This window comes from Streptomyces cyaneochromogenes (genome assembly GCF_003963535.1).
GTDB lineage: Bacteria > Actinomycetota > Actinomycetes > Streptomycetales > Streptomycetaceae > Streptomyces > Streptomyces shaanxiensis.
This window is the reverse complement of sequence record NZ_CP034539.1, coordinates 7,683,020-7,700,556: the sequence shown is the minus strand read 5'-3', so window position 1 is coordinate 7,700,556 and position 17,537 is coordinate 7,683,020. Positions and strand designations below refer to the sequence as shown.

General features: G+C 73.2%; 11 protein-coding genes. 3 read left to right on the top strand and 8 right to left on the bottom strand.

The genetic code is table 11. From position 1 onward, the window contains the following. The first annotated feature begins 20 nt into the window (after nt 1-20). Nucleotides 21-6,620, top strand: a complete 6,600-nt coding sequence (locus tag EJ357_RS35160; RefSeq protein ID WP_126395710.1) for a type I polyketide synthase — start codon at nt 21-23, stop codon at nt 6,618-6,620. A gap of 91 nt (nt 6,621-6,711) precedes the next feature. On the opposite strand, the gene EJ357_RS35155 is transcribed toward EJ357_RS35160, so the two are convergent. From EJ357_RS35155 to EJ357_RS35145, 3 genes are all read right to left on the bottom strand, one after another. Then, nucleotides 6,712-7,440, bottom strand: coding sequence for a hypothetical protein (locus EJ357_RS35155; RefSeq protein ID WP_126395709.1), 729 nt, complete (start codon nt 7,438-7,440; stop codon nt 6,712-6,714). A gap of 175 nt (nt 7,441-7,615) precedes the next feature. Next, nucleotides 7,616-8,392 carry a thioesterase II family protein gene (locus EJ357_RS35150; RefSeq protein ID WP_126395708.1) on the bottom strand — a complete coding sequence of 259 codons (777 nt, stop codon included), beginning with the start codon at nt 8,390-8,392 and terminating at the stop codon, nt 7,616-7,618. 112 nt (nt 8,393-8,504) lie between these two features. Next, nucleotides 8,505-9,188: a ScbR family autoregulator-binding transcription factor gene (locus tag EJ357_RS35145; protein WP_126395707.1), complete on the bottom strand. Its 684-nt coding sequence runs from the start codon at nt 9,186-9,188 to the stop codon at nt 8,505-8,507. 189 nt (nt 9,189-9,377) lie between these two features. Here EJ357_RS35145 and EJ357_RS35140 point away from each other — a divergent pair, with 189 nt between their 5' ends. After that, a complete protein-coding gene (locus EJ357_RS35140; RefSeq protein WP_126395706.1) occupies nt 9,378-10,286 on the top strand; it encodes a quinone oxidoreductase family protein in 909 nt (302 codons plus the stop codon). Between the two features lie 91 nt (nt 10,287-10,377). Further along, a complete protein-coding gene (locus EJ357_RS35135) occupies nt 10,378-12,183 on the top strand; it encodes an APC family permease (RefSeq protein ID WP_126395705.1) in 1,806 nt (601 codons plus the stop codon). Here the strand turns inward: EJ357_RS35135 and EJ357_RS35130 are convergent. The 5 genes from EJ357_RS35130 to EJ357_RS51000 form a co-directional block, all read right to left on the bottom strand. Further along, a complete protein-coding gene (locus EJ357_RS35130; RefSeq protein ID WP_126395704.1) occupies nt 12,167-13,840 on the bottom strand; it encodes a hypothetical protein in 1,674 nt (557 codons plus the stop codon). The two genes, EJ357_RS35135 and EJ357_RS35130, sit on opposite strands and share 17 nt — an antisense overlap. Further along, nucleotides 13,837-14,865 carry a hypothetical protein gene (locus EJ357_RS35125; protein ID WP_126395703.1) on the bottom strand — a complete coding sequence of 343 codons (1,029 nt, stop codon included), beginning with the start codon at nt 14,863-14,865 and terminating at the stop codon, nt 13,837-13,839. Before EJ357_RS35125 ends, EJ357_RS35130 begins: the two co-directional genes overlap by 4 nt. Nucleotides 14,866-14,869: 4 nt before the next feature. Beyond that, nucleotides 14,870-15,223 (bottom strand): hypothetical protein, encoded by a 354-nt coding sequence (locus EJ357_RS35120; protein ID WP_126395702.1) that lies wholly within the window; start codon nt 15,221-15,223, stop codon nt 14,870-14,872. A gap of 185 nt (nt 15,224-15,408) precedes the next feature. Continuing rightward, nucleotides 15,409-16,464 (bottom strand): acyl-CoA dehydrogenase family protein, encoded by a 1,056-nt coding sequence (locus EJ357_RS35115; RefSeq protein WP_126395701.1) that lies wholly within the window; start codon nt 16,462-16,464, stop codon nt 15,409-15,411. Nucleotides 16,465-16,503: 39 nt separating this feature from the next. Further along, entirely contained in the window at nt 16,504-17,214 is a 711-nt protein-coding gene (locus EJ357_RS51000) for an NAD(P)-dependent oxidoreductase (protein ID WP_456114817.1), read from the bottom strand. Between the last annotated feature and the right edge of the window lie 323 nt (nt 17,215-17,537).

Here is a 17,537-nt window from a genome sequence, read left to right as displayed (position 1 = left end):
CGAGGAGATGTGGGTGTCGCATGTCTGACACAAGCAAGGAAGAAAAGCTCGTCGACTACCTCAAATGGGTGACCGCTGATCTGCAGAAGACGCGCCAACAGCTCGCCGAGCTGGAGGCGGCCGCCGCCGAGCCGGTGGCGATCGTGGGGATGGCCTGCCGCTACCCGGGCGGCGTGGCCTCGCCCGACGACCTGTGGCGCCTGGTCGCCGACGAGGTGGACGCGATCTCACCGTGGCCGACCGACCGTGGCTGGGACGTCGGTGAGTTGTACGACCCGGAGCCCGGGAAGCCGGGCAGGTCGTACACGCGTGAGGGCGGCTTCCTGGACGGTGCCACCCGGTTCGACGCGGAGTTCTTCGGGATCTCTCCTCGTGAGGCGGTGGCCATGGACCCGCAGCAGCGGGTCCTGCTGGAGACCGCCTGGGAGACGTTCGAGCACGCGGGCATCGACCCGGACTCGCTCAAGGGCAGCAGCACCGGTGTGTTCGTCGGTGTGGTGGAGGAGAGCTATCTGGGGCTGGAGGCGCCCAGCGAACTCCAGGGCTACCTGATGACGGGCAAGTTGGGCAGTGTGGCATCGGGTCGCATCGCCTACACCCTCGGTCTGGAGGGCCCTGCGGTCTCGATCGACACGGCGTGCTCCTCGTCACTGGTGGCGCTCCACCTCGCGGTGCAGTCGGTGCGTTCGGGTGAGTCGGCGCTCGCGCTGGCGGGCGGGGCCACGGTCAACGGGGATCCCGGCGGCTATGTGGACTTCTCGCAGCAGCGCGGACTGGCTCCGGACGGACGGATCAAGTCCTTCTCGGCGGCTGCGGACGGTACGGCCTGGTCGGAGGGTGTGGGCCTGCTGCTCGTGGAGCGCCTCTCCGACGCCCGCCGCAACGGCCACCAGGTGCTGGCCGTCATCCGCGGCTCGGCCGTCAACCAGGACGGCGCCTCCAACGGCCTCACCGCCCCCAACGGCCCGTCGCAAGAACGTGTCATACGGCAGGCCCTCACCAACGCCGGCCTCGCCCCGACGGATGTCGACGCCGTCGAAGCCCACGGCACCGGAACCCGCCTCGGCGACCCCATCGAAGCCCAAGCCCTCATCGCCACCTACGGACAGAACCGACCCGAAAACCGCCCCCTCCACCTCGGCTCCCTCAAGTCCAACATCGGACACACAGTCGCCGCGGCCGGGGTGGGCGGCGTCATCAAGATGGTGCAGGCCATGCACCACGGCGTGCTGCCCAAGACCCTCCACCTCGACGAACCCACCCCGTTCGTCGACTGGGACGCCGGCGACGTCTCCCTGCTCACCGAAGCCCGCCCGTGGCCCGTGTCCGGGGCGCCGCGACGCGCCGCCGTCTCCGCCTTCGGCGTGAGCGGAACCAACGCGCACGTCATCCTGGAACAGCCGACCGCGGACGGCCCGACGGAGGCGCAGGAGGACACCGAGCCCGCCGAACGCCGCGACCTTCCCGTACTGCCCTACCTGCTCTCCGCCAAGACCCCCCAAGCACTCACCGCCCAAGCCCAACGACTCCTCACCCACCTCCAAACACACCCCCACCTCACCTCCCTCGACACCGCCCACTCCCTCGCCACCACCCGCACCACCCACAACCACCGAGCCCTCCTCCTCACCCCCACCCACACCCACCCCACCCACCAACTCCAAGCCCTCGCCCACAACACCCCCACCCCCGACACCATCACCGCAACCGCCGCCGCCAGGCGGGGCAAACTCGCCTTCCTGTTCACCGGGCAGGGCGCTCAACGGCCGGGTATGGGGCGTGAGTTGTACGCGTCGTTCCCGGTGTTCGCCGAGGCCTTCGACGCGGTCTGCGCCCAGTTGGACAAAGAACTGGAGCGGCCGCTGAAGGAGGTCGTGTTCGCGGAGCCGGGCAGCACGGAGGGCGCCCTTCTCGACCGGACCGGCTATGCGCAGCCGGCCCTGTTCGCGCTGGAAACAGCACTGTTCCGGCTCGCCGAGTCCTGGGGCCTGCGCCCCGACTACCTCGCCGGCCACTCCATCGGCGAACTCACCGCCGCACACGTCTCCGGAATCCTGACCCTCGAAGACGCCGCCAAACTGGTCGCCGCCCGCGCCACCCTGATGCAGGCACTGCCCGGCGCAGGCGCGATGATCGCCGTACAGGCCACCGCGGACGAGGTCCACCCACTCGTGGCCGAACACCAAGGCCGGCTGGCCATAGCCGCGATCAACAGCCCCTCCTCCATAGTCATCTCCGGAGACGAGACAGCCGCCGAAACCGTCGCCACCCACCTACGCGAACAAGGCCGCAAAACCAAACGACTCACCGTCTCCCACGCCTTCCACTCCCCCCACATGGACGACATGCTCGACGCGTTCCGGGACGTCGCCGACACGGTGACCTACCACACGCCGCGCATCCCCCTCGTCTCGACCCTCACGGGACGGCTCGTCACCGCCGCCGAACTGAGCACACCGGACTACTGGGCGGACCAGGTCCGTGAGGCCGTCCGCTTCGCCGACGCCGTGGGCTCGCTCGCGGACCTGGGTGTCACGGCCTTCGCCGAGGTGGGGCCGGGCAGCGCGCTGAGCGCCCCCGCCCGCGACGTGCTCGCCGACATCGGCGGTGACCACACCGTGGTGCCGCTGCTGCGACGACTCGACGCGGAGGCCGAATCACTGGTCGGCGGAGTGGGCACGCTCCACACGCACGGTGTCCCGGTGGACTGGGCGGCCTTCTTCGAGGGCACCGGCGCCCGGCGGGTGGATCTGCCGACGTACGCCTTCCAGCAGCGGAGGTACTGGCTCGACGACCGGCGTTCCGGCAGCGCCGCGGCGGCAGCGGGGCCCGGGGCGACCGGGCATCCGCTGCTCGGTACGGCGATCGAACCGGCCTCGGGCGAGGGGCTGCTCTTCAGCGGCCGGTTCTCCACGGCGGACCTGCCCTGGTCGACGGGGCTCACGGCCGAGGGCTCCCGGATCCTGCCCCACGCCGCACTGGTCGAACTCGCCGTGCGCGCCGGTGACGAGGCCGGCTGCACGGTACTGGACGAGCTGACCGTCACCGCGCCGGTTCCGGTGCCGGAGCGCCGAGCGCTCCAGCTCCAGGTCGCCGTCGGCGCGGAGGACGGCGACGGCCGCCGGATGCTCACCATCCACTCCCGGCCGGACGCCGGCACCCCGTGGACCGCGCACGCCCACGGCACGCTGAGCTTCGGCGGCCCCGCGGAGCCCTTCGACCTCTCCCAGTGGCCCCCTGCCGACGCTCAACCGATCGATGTCGCCGAGGGCTACGCGGCGCTGGAGACCGCCGGTCTGGCACACGCGCCGGCGCTGCGCGGGCTGCGGGCGGCGTGGCGGCGGGGCGACGACCTGTACGCGGAGGTGACCCTGCCGGAGGAGGCGGGCACGGTCCCGGCCGGGTCCGTGCTGCATCCCGCCCTGCTGGACGCCGCCGTGCACCCGGCCTGGTTCGGTGACGCGGCGGTCGCGCTGGCGACCGGGCGTTCCTCCGAGTGGCGCGGTGTGCGGCTGTACGCCACCGGGGCCCTGTCGCTGCGGGTGCGGCTGAGGAGGTCCGCCGGTGGCGGCCTGTCGCTGTGGCTGGCCGACGCGTCCGGGCAGCCGGTCGCCTCGGTCGACTCGCTGGCGGCGGGCCCGGCGCCCGCGCGCGGGCCGGCCGGCGACCACGCCGCCCGGCTCGGCTCCCTGTTCTCCGTGGCGTGGCGGCCGATCACGCTCACGGAGCCTTCGGACGCCCCGCGTTGGGCCGTACTCGGCCAGGTGGCGCCCGGTGTCGGCGGGCCGTGGCCGCAGGGCCCGGAAGCAGAACTCCTCGCCGATGTGGCGGCGGTGCGCCGGGCCGTCCGTTCGGGGCGTCCCCTGGACGCGGTGGCCGTGATGTGCGGCGCATCCCACGGCGGCGATGTCGCCGGCACGGCCCACGAGATGACCCGGGGCATGCTGGCGCTGCTGCGGGACTGGCTGTCGGACGACGAACTGGCCGGGGTCCGCCTGGTGGTGCTCACCCGGGGCGCGGTGGCGGTCGCGCCGGCCGAGGCCCCGGACCCGGCGGCGGCCGCGCTGTGGGGTCTGGTGCGTTCGGCCCAGTCCGAGGCGCCCGGCCGCGTGGTGCTGGTCGACGTCGCCGCCGGGGACCTGGACCATGAGGCCGCGGCGGACGCGGACACCGTGGCCGAGCGGCGGCATTCGCTGTCGCGCGTCCTGGCCTCCGGCGAACCGCAGGCCTCCTTGCGGGACGGGCGGGTGTTCGTCCCCCGGCTGAACCCGGTCGACGCCGACGCCGCGCGAGCCGCGACGGGCGCGTGGAACCCTCGGGGTACGGTCCTCGTCACCGGCGGAACGGGCGCCCTCGGCGGCCTGTTCGCCCAGCACCTGGCCGCGGAGCACGGTGTCGCGCACTTCGTCCTCCTGAGCCGGCGCGGCCCCGAGGCCCCCGGTGCCGGTGAACTCGGCCGGAAGCTCGGGGAGTTGGGGGCGAAGGTCACGTTCGTCGCGGGTGACGCGGCCGACCGGGACGCGCTCGCGGCGCTGCTGGCGGATCTGCCCGCCGCCCACCCGCTGACCGGCGTCGTGCACACCGCGGGTGTCGTGGACGACGGTCTGGTGTCGACGCTGACCGCCGACCGGCTCGACGCGGTGCTGCGCCCGAAGGTGGACGGCGCCTGGAACCTGCACGAGCTGACCCGTGATCTCGACCTGTCGGCGTTCGTGCTGTTCTCGTCCGTCGCGGGCGTGGTCGGTGGCCCCGGCCAGTCCAACTACGCAGCCGCCAACGCCTTCCTGGACGGCCTCGCCCAGCACCGGGCCGCCCAGGGCCTGCCCGCCACGTCGGTCGCGTGGGGTCTGTGGTCGCAGACCACCGGGATGAGCGGGCACATGGAGGAGGCCGACTTCAAGCGGATCGCCCGTTCCGGACTGCTTCCCATCGAGGAGAGCACCGGCCCGGCGCTCCTGGACACCGCGCTCGCCCTCGGCGAAGCGGCGGTCGTGGCCACGCCCGTCGACCGGGAGGCCCTGCGGGAGAACGCGGCACAGGCACCGGTGGTGATGACGGGCCTGGTCCGCACGCCCGCGCGGCGTACGGCGGTCAACTCCGCGACCGCCGCCCTGGCGCTGGCCGACCAGATCGCCGGGCTCGACGACGCCGCACGCTACGAGCATGTCCTCGCGCTGGTACGGGCCCAGGTGGCGGCGGTGCTCGGCCACCCGGACGCCACCGGGGGCGCCGTCGACCCCGAGCAGCAGTTCAGCGCTCTCGGTCTCGACTCGCTGACCTCCGTGGAGTTGCGCAACCGTCTCTCGGCGGCCGTGGGCAGCCCGCTACCGAGCGGGCTGGTCTTCGACCGGCCGAGCCCGCGTGAACTCGCCGGCCACCTGCTGCAGACGGCGTTGCACGGGCCGGGTGGCCAGGGGGCCGCGGCCCGGCCGGCCGTCGATCTGGAGGCCGAGGTCCGGCTGGCCGAGGACGTGCGTCCGGCGTCCGAGGTCATCCGGGTGGCCGTCGACCCCGACACGGTGCTGCTGACCGGGGCGACCGGGTTCCTCGGAGCGTTCCTGCTGCGCGACCTCCTACGCGGGACCCGGGCGCGGGTGCACTGCCTGGTGCGCGCCGCCGACGAGGCAGCGGCGTGGCAGCGGCTGCGGGCGAACCTGGAGTGGTACGGGCTCCAGGACGAAGTGGACTTCGCCCGTGTCACCGTCCTGGTGGGCGACCTCTCCGAGCCGTGCCTCGGCCTCGGCGAGGCGGAGTTCGACGACCTGGCGCGCACGGTCGACGCGGTGTACCACGCGGGTGCCCACGTCCACTGGCTGCGCCCGTACACGGAACTCAAGGCCACGAACGTCCGCGGCACCGAGGAGATTCTGCGCCTGGCCGCCCGTCACCGCACCGTCCCCGTCCACCACGTCTCCACCGTGGGCGTCTTCCCCAAGGCGCTGACCGAGGGCGTACCGGTGCGTGAGGACGACCCGACGGGTCCGGCGCGGGAGCTGCCGACCGGGTACGTGCAGAGCAAGTGGGTGGCCGAGCAGATGATCGGCCTGGCCCGGGAGCGCGGCCTGCCGGTCAGTGTGTACCGCGTCGACGTGGTGTCCGGGGACCGGGTCAACGGTGCCTGCCAGACACAGGACTTCGTGTGGCTGAGCCTGAAGGGTCTGCTCCAGGCGGGCGCCGTCCCCGAGGGCCTGTCGGCGGCGGTGCACCCCGTTCCCGTCGACTACGTCAGTGAGGCGATCCTCACGATGTCCCGGCAGGAGAAGGCCGCTGGCGGGACGTTCCACCTGTCCAACCCGAGCAGCCTGGACTTCGCCGCCTGCGTCGAGCACTTCCGCTCGGCCGGCTACGGGCTGGCGGAACTGGGCTGGGACGAGTGGTACGCGCGGGTGGCGTCCGACACCGACAACGCCATGAACCCGCTCCTCGACGCATTCGAGGTACTGGCGACCGACAGCCGGCGGTTCTACCCGCGCTTCGACACCACCGGCACCGAAGAGGCCCTCGCCGGTACGGGGGTGGCGTGCCCGGAGATGACACCGGAGCTGTTCGCCCGGTACGTCGCCTTCTTCGTGAGCAGGGGCTACTTCCCCGACGCCCCGGTGAGCGCGGGCTCGGTGTGACATGAGCGGGGAGGGGCCGGGTACCGCCATCGGTACCCGGCCCCTCCCCGCGTTCGTGTCGCCATGGCTTCCCGGGTGCCGCAGCCGCCCGTCACACCGGTTTCAGTACGGCGCAGCCGAAGTCCGGCCCACTGCCCGCTCCGGCCAGCACGACCAGGGGAGCCTCGTCGTCGGGCTCGCGCCGCAACAGGGCGGCGAGCGCGGCGAGTTGGTCGGCGGAGCGTACGATCCGCGCGACGTCCGACAGGGTTCCGCCCGCCTCGTCCAACGCCTGGACCACGGCCTTGCGCTCCGGCCCTTCGAGCAGGGATACGTCCCCGCGGTCCGGCGGGGGCGTGCCGCGCCGCCGACGCGGGAGTGACAGCGGTCCTGAGCGGTGTCGGGCGGGGGAAGGCTCCCGCCACGGCAGGTCCGCGCGGAAGAGCGCCTCGTCGGGCGGCGCCCCGAGGAACACGGTCGACAGTATCCGGGCCGTCCCCGCGCCCCTGGCGACGACCGCTCCGGCCTCACCTCCCTCGGCGGCCCGGCCGGAGAACGGGTGCGCGGGCACGGCGGCGGGCTCCCCGGTGACCAGGGCGGCGCGCAGTTCGTCCGAGGCGGACAGGTAGCGCGCCGCGACGTGCAGCGCGGCAAGGCCGCTGTCGGCCGGCCGGAAGATCTGCAGCGCGGTGGCGCGGGCCCGGCGCTCGGCCGTACGGCCCGGCCGGCGCCGTCCGCCGCACCAGGCGTGGACGACCAGGTCGATGTCGTCCCTGGTCATCGAGTCCCTCACGGACTCCGGCCCGGTGGCGGCGACGAACACGTCGTCCCAGTGGGTCACTCGTTTCCTTTCGCGGGTACGACCAGTGCGGCGAGGACGAGGGAGGCCGGAGGTACGACGGTGTGCGGCGGAGCCATGTGTGGCGGAGCCATGTGTGGCGGAACCATGTGCGGCGAAGCCATGTGTGGCGAAGCCATGTGCCGGATCCGCCGCGAAGGCACCGCTCGCTGCGGCGTCAGCGTGTCGCGGGGACGGCCGTGAGGTGGCCGAGGGCGTCGTTGACCGTCTCGGCCACGCGCGGGAGGTTCGCGTCCAGGAAGAAGTGGCCGCCGTCGAAGACGTACGTCCGGGCCGGTGCGGTGGTGAGGTTCTCCCACGCCCGCGCCTCGGCGACGCTCGCCACCGGGTCCCGGTCGCCGACGAGCACGGTGAGCGGTATGGACAGCGGCGGCCCGGGCTGCCACGTGTACGAACCGATCGCCCGGTAGTCGGCGCGCAGCGCGGGCATGACCATGTCGCGGAGTTCGGGGTCGTCGAGCAACTGCGGGGTGGTGCCGCCCAGTTGGCGGACCGCGCGCAGGATGTCCGCGTCCGTGCTCAGCCTGTCGTGGGGGCTCGTGCGCGGGGTGGGGGCGCGCCGGCCGGACAGCACGAGTGCCGCGGGGCCGGGCATCCGCCGCTCCTGGAGGACTCGGGTGACCTCGTAGGCGAGGACGGCTCCCATGCTGTGTCCGAAGAAGGCGAAGGGCCGCTCGTCCCCGTCCGGCACATGGTCCGCGAGCGCCTCGGCGAGGCGGACGATGTCGGTGAGGGGCTGCTCACGGCGGCGGTCCTGGCGGCCGGGGTACTGCGCGGCCAGGACGTCGAAGTCCGGCGTCAGCGCCCGGGCCAGCTGCAGGAACGTACTGGCCGCTCCTCCGGCGTGCGGGAAGCAGAACAGCCTCGGTGCACGGCTCTCGGACCGGGCCGGGCCGGTGGGGTGGCCGAACCTGCGGAACCACTCGTTTCCCACTGCGACTCCCCGTCCTCGTCGTCCTCGGCAACGCGCCACCTGCGGCGGCCTACTGGCCCCCATGGTGCGTGCGGGTGTTCAAAGGGCGCACAAGCCGCGCACAAACGGGTCGTCAGGCCACGCAGCAGGCCCCTTCGAGTTCCCAGCACTGTTCCGGACTCCCCTCCGCGGGCCAGACCATCGGCGCGGTGCGGTCGGCGGCGGCCTGCCGTCGCGTCCCGTCGCCCGCGAGCCGGGGCAGCATCAGCCGCCAGAAGCCGGAGACGGCACGCGGCGAGGACGCCCGCGGCTGCTTCCGGGAAAGGACCGCGAACCCGGCCACGGCGGCCGTGATGGCCGAGCCCGCGTCGGCGAGGTCGACGTCCGGGGCCAGTCCGCCCCGGTCCCGCGCGACGGTCAGCATCAGGTGCACCCAGTCGTGCCACTGCTCCCACAGGTCCACGCCGCCGTGCCAGCCCGCGTCGTCGCAGAGGCTGAACCCGCCCCGCAGGACCGCGTCGCCCTTGATCTCCCGGGCCAGTGCCTCGGAGGTGTCGACGAGGTGGCGCAGCGGGTCGGGGTGGCGCAGCGAGACGGGGCCCGTGAGACACAGCAGTTTGTGCGCGGCGGCGGCCTCGACCGCCTCGCCCAGGGCGCGCTTGCTCTTGAAGTGGAAGTGCAGCGCCCCGTTGCTCACCGCCGCCCGCGAACTGATCGTGGTGATCGAGGAATCGGCGTATCCGCAGCGGTGGAAGACCTCCGCGGCCGACCGGATCAGTTCCTGGCGTGTGCTCTGAGCACGGTGCTGCTGGGCCATGTTGGCGCTCCATGGGTGACATCGCGCGACTTGTTGTGGGCACGAGAAGATGCCACAGCATCGGCGCAGGGCAAGACGGACGAGGAGCACTTGCCCGGCGATTGACCGGAAGTTGACCGTCCGCAATACGGGGGTCACCAAGCCTGCGAACCACCCGCGGGGGCGCGGCCCCGCGGGTTACCGTTGACCATGATCGCCATACGCTTCGACCGCTTCGGCGGCCCCGAGGTTCTCACGCCCGTGGAGCTGCCCACTCCCACCCCCGGCGAGGGGGAGGTGCTCATCACCGTCGAGGCCGCCGGTGTGAACTTCGCGGACACCCACCGGACCGACGGTTCCTATCTCGACGCGGACCAGCTCCCGCACATCCCCGGCAGCGAGGTCGTGGGCCGCACGGCCGACGGCCGGCGGGTCCTGGCCTGGGTCTCGAACGGCTACGCCGAGCAGGTCGTGGCCGCCGGGTCCCGGCTCGTGGAGATCCCGGACGACCTCGACGCCGCGCAGGCGCTCGCCCTCAACATGCAGGGCCTGACCGCTTGGCACCTGCTGCGCTCGGCGGCCCGGATGAGCGCCGGCGAGACCGTCGTCGTGCACTCCGCGGCGGGTGGAGTGGGCAGCCTGGCCGTGCAGTTGGCCAAGGAGTTCGGTGCCGGACGGGTGCTCGCGCAGGTGTCCACCCCGGCCAAGGAGCGGCTGGTTCTGGACCTGGGCGCGGACGAAATCGCCGGGTATCCGCTGCGCGAGCCGGCCGACGTCGTCCTGGACGCGGTCGGCGGGCAGCTCTTCGACCAGGCGCTGGACTCGCTGGCCTCCTTCGGGCGGCTCGTGACGTACGGCAACGCCTCGCGCGGCGGTTTCACGCCCGTCGACCCGGCCCGGCTCGGCCGGCTCAACGCGTCCGTCGTCGGCTTCTGGCTGCGGCCGACGCTGGCGGCGCCCGGCGCGATCGAGGGGCCGCTGAAGGAGCTGTTCCGTCTGACGGCCACCGGCCGGCTCAGGCCGGTCGTCGGCGGCGACTATCCGCTGACCGAGGCGCGGCGCGCCCACGAGGACCTGCTCGCCCGCCGCACGGTGGGCAAGGTGGTGCTCCGTCCGTAGGGATCACGGTGGTCCTCGGCCGAAAGCCCGCCGGGACCCCTCCCGATGCGGCTAGCGTAGCTTCTCCGCAACTCCGGTTAAGGGGGAGAAGTTGGGCTGGTTGAGCGGCGGCCGGGACACGGTAGCGGCGGGCTCGACGGAGGACGCGGACGAGGGGCGGCGGCTGTCCACCCTGGATCTCGTGGGTCTCGCCGCCGGCGGGGTCCTTGGTTCCGGCTGGCTGCTGGCCGCCGGTCCCGCCTTCTGGGGGCTCGGCAAGTACACCGTGTGGGGGTGGGTGGCCGGCGCGGCGTTGATGCTGCTGATCGCCGCCGTGATGGTGGAGCTGGGGATCGCCGTCCCCAAGACGGGCGGGCTGATCTTTCTCCCGCTGCAGGCGGCCGGGCCGCTCGTGGCCTCGGTGGTGGCCGCCGGGCTGTGGATCGTGTACGCCGCGAACCCGGCGAGCGAGGCGGCGGCCATGGTCCGCGGGCTGGCGTACGAGTTTCCCTCGCTGCTGAAGCACTCGGACGACCTGCAGCGGGCGGGCGATCTCGCGAGGAACGTGGACCAGCCCTACGACCTCTCCACCATGGGTCTGCTGGTCGCCGTCGCGTTCATGGCGCTGATCGTGGGGCTCAACCTGCTGCCGCCGCGTCGGCTGATCAGGCTGAACCTCTTCGTCACCGTGGTGAAGATCGTCATCCCGCTGCTGGTCGTCGTCTTTCTGGGGCTCGCCGCGCTGGACGCCTCGCACAAGTGCGCGCCGGACGAGGTCTGGTATCTCAGCGGGCAGGAGGGGACCGCCGGGAAGCTGCGGGAACAGGCCGGGAATCCGTCGCACTTCCTGTACACGGTGCTGGGCGGAAGCATCATCTACGCGTACATCGGCTTCCAGGCCCCGCTCGACTTCGCAGGCAACGTCAAACGGCGCGGCGTGGGAGAGGCCGCGCGGCTGCGGTGGGCGGTGTACGGCACCCTCGTCGGCGCGTTCCTGCTGTACGCGGCGTTGCAGTGGGTGTTCGGCCGGCACTGCGGGCTGCTCGACGGGAACATGCTCGAATCGCCGTACGCCCAGCTGGCCTTCGGGCTGCAGCTGACCGGACTGGGCTGGCTGATCCGCGTGAACGCGCTGCTGTCCCCGATGGGTTCCGGCATCGTCTTCACCCACGCGCTGACCCGTGAGGTCGCCGCCCTCAGCCGCGCCCACCTCACCCACCGGGGACTGCAGACGGCCCGCCGGGCCTCATTCCGGTTCCGGGGCGGCGCGATCGACGCGTACTGGATGATCCTGCTGGTCAACTTCGCCATAGGGCTGGTGATGCTCACCTTGACGCGGGGCAGCTGGGAGGAGCTGGTCGCCCTCAACAGCGTGCCCGCGCTGGTCGTGTACGCCATGCCGGGCGTCGTCCTGGTGGCGCTGAGACCGGCGGGGTTCCGGGGACCGCGGCGGGTGGTGCACCTGGTCCTGTCCTACACCGCGTTCGTGGCGATCGCCGTGGTGATCCACGAGGCGCGGTGGGACGACGTGTGGCGGGGCATGGCCGCCGTGGCGATCGGCTCGGCGCTGCTGCTCGGGCTGCCGTGGCTGGCGGCGCTCGACCTGCCCGTCGTGGGGCGTCTGTTGCGGCGCTACGACGCACGGGAGCACGTCTCCCGCCTCGCCGACCCCTACGACCCCGCGGTCCGGCCGGTGCTGCTGTTCCTCGCGTATCTGGCGGTGCTCGTGCTGTGCACGCTGCTCGGGCACGAGTACGGCCTTGCCCGGGTGACGCTGCCGGTCACCGCTCTGTCCGCCGCCGTGGTGTTCCCGCTGCTGGTCCGGTCGTGCCGGCGCTACATGAGGGCGGTTCCGCCCACCCTGCCCGCTCCCCGCCAGGAGCTCGAGGTGGAGCGGTCCGTCACCGCAGGGACTTGATGACCCAGTCGGCCGCCTCGAACCGCCCGGCGGCCCGCAGCGCGGCCACCGTGTCGTCGCGGTGTCCCACGTCCGACCAGCGGCCCACCGTGGCCCGCAGCAGCAGCTCCGCGTCCGGCAGCGGCAGCTCCAGCACCTGACCGACGACCTCCACGACATCGGCCCGGGTCACCAACTGCTCGTTCTCCAGGAACCGTTCGAGCAGCGTCCAGGCCACGTGGTCGAGGCCCGCCCGGTGCAGCCGGCCCGCGACATCGGCGACCAGCGCGGCGTCGACCGCTCCGGGGGAGGCGGGGTCGGAGAGTTCACGGCAGGCGGCGCGCACGGCGACCGTGTGCCGGGCGTCGTGCAGCGCGCGCAGGCAGTCCACGAACCGGTCCCGGTCCGCGTCCGGTTCCATGACGGCCACGGCCAGACGCCGCCCGGCCTCGAGCGCGGCCCGGGTCCGGTCCCGGCTGCGCTCGACGCGACCGAGGAGGGCCACCAGGTCGGCGCCGGAGCGGTCCTCGACCCGTACGGCGGCGGCATGGCGCAGCAACCGGGAGCACTCCGGGGCGGCGTCCTCCAGGGGCAGCCACTCGTCCAGCTGCCGCAGCTCTTCCAGGGTGCGGGGTGCGGAGCCGGAGTCGGACGGGCCCGCCACGATGTCGGCCAGCAGGTCGCGGGTGCTGCGGGTCAGGACCGGGTCCCGGTGCCAGGACGCCACGAGCACGGCCAGTTCCTGCACGCTCTTGTGCCCGGCCGCGTATCGCCGCACCAGGGCGCACTTGGCGGGGGACGCCTCGTCCTTGGCCAGCATCGCGCAGAGCTTCACCAGGTGCCGGGGTTGCGTGGTGCGGCCGATGTGCTCGGCGAGGGCGTCGTGGCCGGTGCCGCGGCGGGCGATCAGCCGCGCCACCAGTCGCCGGGTCCGCTCCACCTCGGTCGCGTCCGAGGCGTTCAGCCGCTCCTCGACCCAGCGCTCCAGGACCCGTACGGCCGGGCTGAGGTGCTGGAACGCGCCCGCGAGGTCGGCGATCTCCTCGCCGTCCTCGCTCGTCCCGGAGGTGCCCGGAGGTCCGTCGGCGATCGTCCGCAGGGTCAGCCCGAGCAGCCGGTCGGCCTCGCGGTGGCAGCCCTCGTCGCGCAGCGCGGTGTGCAGCAGCGCCTTGTCGAGGTTGGTACGGCCGGAGCCGGCGCCCGCGAACACCTTCACGGTGCGCTTGGCGAGCCCCGACTGCCGCTGCTCCAGGACCCGTACGAACACCGCCACGTCGAACGCCGTCCGCTGGCAGGCCACGTCGTGCACGATGCTCGCGGTGATCGGGGCGCGCTCGTTCCCGGACTCCGCCTCCTGCTGCATCACGGCCAGCTCGGCCGCCTCCCCGACGGGCCGGGACAGGGCGGCCGTGGCCATCAGCATGACCGCGTCCCGCCGGTCGAAGTGGTGGGCGAGCTCGACAAGTTCGTCGACGGGGCGGCGCAGTGCGAAGGCGTGCAGGGCGCGCATGGCCATCGCCCCGCGCTGTTCCTGCCGCATCCTGCTCAGGATTCCCACGAACTGCCCGACCTCGACCCGGCTCACCCAGGCGTACGCCTCGTTGAGCGACTCGCTCAGGTCCGGTTGGAACAGATGGTCCGTGCGGCGGGCCTCGTCGCCGTCCCCGGTGCCGGTCATCCGCCGCCCAGCATCGCGGGTTCGATCTCACCCCAGTACCTGACGAAGTCGACCGGGTCGGGCAGCAGTTCGCCGGCCCTTCCGTCGACCCGCCGGGCCAGCTCGCGGCTCTGCTCGTCGCCGGCCTTGAGCCGCACCACCACGCGGCCCGCGAGGTCCGGGACACGCATCAGATCGGGCAGGCTGCGCTCGCCGTTGAGGAGGAGTTCGCGCACCCACTCGTCCACCGTGACGGGCGCGCGGGTCCGGGGCCGGCGGCCCTTGGCGTGGTTGGTGAACAGCGGGGCCGCCTCCGAGGCGTCGTTCAGCAGCATCCGGGGGGTGTGGTGGACACCGCACTCCTGCATGCTCTCGTCGATGCCGGCGCGCAGCGCGCCGAGCGTGAGGTCGTCGGGGTGCTCGGGCATGCCCTGGGCCAGCACGTTCAGCAGATGGCCGCTGAAGGTCGTGCAACTGTCGAGGGGAGCGGGGAGGTTCGGGCAGGCGCCCGCCCACGCGTTGTGGACGTTGCCGCCGACCGCGGTGAGCACACAGGTGCCCTGGTAGCGGGTGCCGAGAATGCCCGGCAGGGCGGACTCGGGGCCCAGGTGCGGCAGCATGCTGGAGTAACAGCAGTCCGCGATCAGCACTTTGAGTCCGGCCTTGCTCTTCCTGATCGCCCGGTACACGTACCAGGCGGACAGCCAGGTCCAGGGCTCGTTGACCCGGGACGAGCCGAGCGCGAAGTGGACCTGGCCGCCGGGCACGTCCTGCCAGTACGCGCCGTGCCCGACGTACACCACGAGCAGGGTGTCCTGCGGCCCCTCACCGGCCGCGGCCGCCTCATGCAGGGCCCGCATCACGCCGTCGGCGGTGCGCACCTCCTCCCGGTCCAGCACCGGGGACCGGGCAGCCGTGCCCCACCGCGGGTCCCGGTCCAGCGCCTCGCCGTACGCGCGGGCGCTGGCCTCGATCGTCGGGTATCCGTGTATGCCGGAGTCGTCGGCGTAGGTCCCGACCCCCACCACCACCGCCCGTGACGCCATGCCGTCAGCTCCCCTCGGGGGTGTCGGGGCCGTCGGGGCGGGCCGGCGGCGGTGGGTCCTGCGGCGGCTCGGGGGGCCGTACGACGACGATGACGGGCGGCGGGTCGAGCCTGCGGCGCCGCCAGTTGTCGACCGCCAGCTGCGTGGCGGCCTGCACCGCGGCCCCGACCGCGCCGCCGAGCACGGCCTGCAGCATGGTCACGGCGAGGCCCCCGTCGAGGGTGCCGTCCCGCCCGACGGGCTCCAGCCGCCAGGCCAGCCCCGTCACCTGCCCGAGCTCTTCGAGGAGTTCCTGCGGGTCGTCCAGCCCGACCGGCCCCTCGACCTTCACCGAGATGGTCGCCGTCATGTCTGCCATGTCTCCCCCGCCGCAGTGTGCCGTACCCATCCACTTTGCCAGTTCGTCCACCTGCTTCACGAGGGCGAATCGATGCCCGTTACCGGGTCGGTGCGCCCCTGGTCGCCGCCCGCGCGCCCCTGATCGCCACCCGAACGGGTGCCGACACCGCGGAAGTGAGGGAGGCGCACGGCGCGTCCGCCGGGTTACGCCGAGGCCAGTGCGGCGAGATGAGCGGTGCGTACGTCCGTCGTCTGGCCCTGCACCAGCAGGAACAGCCCTTCCCGCGCCAGGCGTTGGGCGCGGTCGCGCAGGTCCATGGAACGGCCGCCGCCGGACACCACGGCCGCGGTCGTGGCCGCCCGCATGACGTCGTACGCCCGTGTCTTGAGCGCCAGCCGCTCCTCGATGCGCTCGTGCGGCACAGGGTGGTCGGCGAGGGCGTAGGCCTGGCGCCGGACGCCGTCGAGGCGGGCCCGCAGCGCCTGCGACGCCTCCTCGGCCGCGGGGTCGCCGGCCGTGTCCAGCAGGTCCAGCGCCGCTCGGGCGACGCCGAAGACGGCCGGGGAGGCGTTGGTGTTCCGGGGGCGGTCGGTGGTGGCCCACTTCTCGTAGGACGTGCACAGCACCACGGACTCCTCGGGCAGCCACAGGCCGTCCAGTGTCAGGGAGACCGTCCGGGACGCGGTGAGCGCGGCGAGCCGCATCTCGGGTGAGGGCCTCAGGCCCGGCTGTTCGCGTGCCTCGGTGAAGGCGAAAAGGGCCTCGCCGGCCTCGGTGACGCCCGCGAGCAGCATGACGTCGTTGAGGCCCCATCCGGTGTACCAGGGGACCGTGCCGTCGAAGCGCCGGCCGCCCCGCTCCCGGGTGACCCTCACCAGGACCCGGGGGTGGGCGCGCAGGTGGGAGAAGGCGATCCCGGAGAGCAGTGCGCCGGTGGCGAGAGGGCCGAGCAGCCGTTCCCGGACGGGGAGTTCGCTCGCGGCCAGGGTCTTGACCGGCGTGTGGTGCTGGGTCTGCACGAACCAGGTCGAGCAGCACGCGCCCGCGAGGATCTCGGCGGTCTCCCGGACGACATCCGCGGGCGCCGCCGAACCGCCGTACGCCACGGGGGCGCCGATCCCGAGCAGGCCGGACCGCTTGACGGCCTCGATATGGCTCGCGGGCAACCCCTCCTGGTCGACCCGCTCCGCACGGGGTGCGAGCACCTCCGTGGCGAGTTCGTGCGCTCGGGTGACGAGGGGGTGGGGGGCGCTGGTCATGCGGGGTCCTTCGGTGCGGCGCGGCCGGGTGCGCCGACACTAGGTGATCGCGGCGGTCTTCGCCGTGTCGGCGCCGCCGGAGGACGAGGTCGTGTGCCCGGTCGTCCTCCTGGTCCGTTGCCGGGTCGTCCTCCCGCTCAGCAGAACTCGACGGTGTTCACGCGGTTGAGCAGGTCGTGTCCGTCGAGGAGCCGGGTGGCGTCGGCCGCGAAGAGTTCGGCGATGAGACGGTCCTCCGCGGCGCTGAGGGCGGCGGTGTGGGGGCTCACCGGGACGCGGTCGTGGTCCCGGAGCGGGCTGTCGCCGGGCAGCGGTTCCGTCTCGAAGACGTCCAGCGCTGTCGAGGGCGTCGACGAGGGCGGCCTTGTCGACCACGGTTCCCCGGCCGACGTTGACGAGGGTCGCGCCGGGACGGACGATCTCGCACACTCCGGAGGCGCCGACGCCGTTCCTGCTCGTGCCGATGACTCCGGCCCCCAGCGGGTGCGGTTTCGCGGCGACGACCCGGCCGATCCCGCCGAGGCCGAGCACGAGCACGGTCTGCTCGCTCACCTGCCTCATCGTCCAGCGGCCGCTCCACTCGCGGTCGCCCTGCTGACGGCCGAGGCGGGGCAGGTCCTTGACCCCGGCGAGCACACCGACGACGGCGAACTCGGCGAGCGGCTGTCCGTGCACCCCTGCCGAGGCGGTGAAGACGACCCGGTCGAGCTCTTCGGCGCCCGCTACTGGGTGTCGCTCGTCCTCGAACACGGCGGGGCGATAGGCAGATGCGCTCACCGAGCCGCTGCGGCAGACCGCCGAGGACCTCGGCCTCGGCGACCTCGGGGACGAGGCGCTGTACCTGTGGAACGCCCTGTTCGACCCCCGCGACATCCTCGACCTCATCAAGAGCGGCCGCACCGAGGACGAAGCCGCCTCCCGCCTGGTGGCGGCGCTGCGCGGCGCCCTCATCGGCTGGTCGACAGCCCCGGAACGCAGGGACGACTGACCGGCGGTCACTTCGTGACTGCAGGATCTCTGGGAGGCCGGCGAGCGGGGCGTGGTGGCCACGGCGCACACGATCGGCCCGCAGG

What these genes read in the sequence shown, in the direction of transcription:
- EJ357_RS35145 (WP_126395707.1), bottom strand. Translation starts at nt 9,188, where the DNA reads ATGGCCCAGCAGCACCGTGCTCAGAGCACACGCCAGGAACTGATCCGG.
- EJ357_RS35125 (WP_126395703.1), bottom strand. Translation starts at nt 14,865, where the DNA reads ATGGCGTCACGGGCGGTGGTGGTGGGGGTCGGGACCTACGCCGACGAC.
- EJ357_RS35115 (WP_126395701.1), bottom strand. Translation starts at nt 16,464, where the DNA reads ATGACCAGCGCCCCCCACCCCCTCGTCACCCGAGCGCACGAACTCGCC.
- EJ357_RS35120 (WP_126395702.1), bottom strand. Translation starts at nt 15,223, where the DNA reads ATGGCAGACATGACGGCGACCATCTCGGTGAAGGTCGAGGGGCCGGTC.
- EJ357_RS35140 (WP_126395706.1), top strand. Translation starts at nt 9,378, where the DNA reads ATGATCGCCATACGCTTCGACCGCTTCGGCGGCCCCGAGGTTCTCACG.
- EJ357_RS35160 (WP_126395710.1), top strand. Translation starts at nt 21, where the DNA reads ATGTCTGACACAAGCAAGGAAGAAAAGCTCGTCGACTACCTCAAATGG.
- EJ357_RS35130 (WP_126395704.1), bottom strand. Translation starts at nt 13,840, where the DNA reads ATGACCGGCACCGGGGACGGCGACGAGGCCCGCCGCACGGACCATCTG.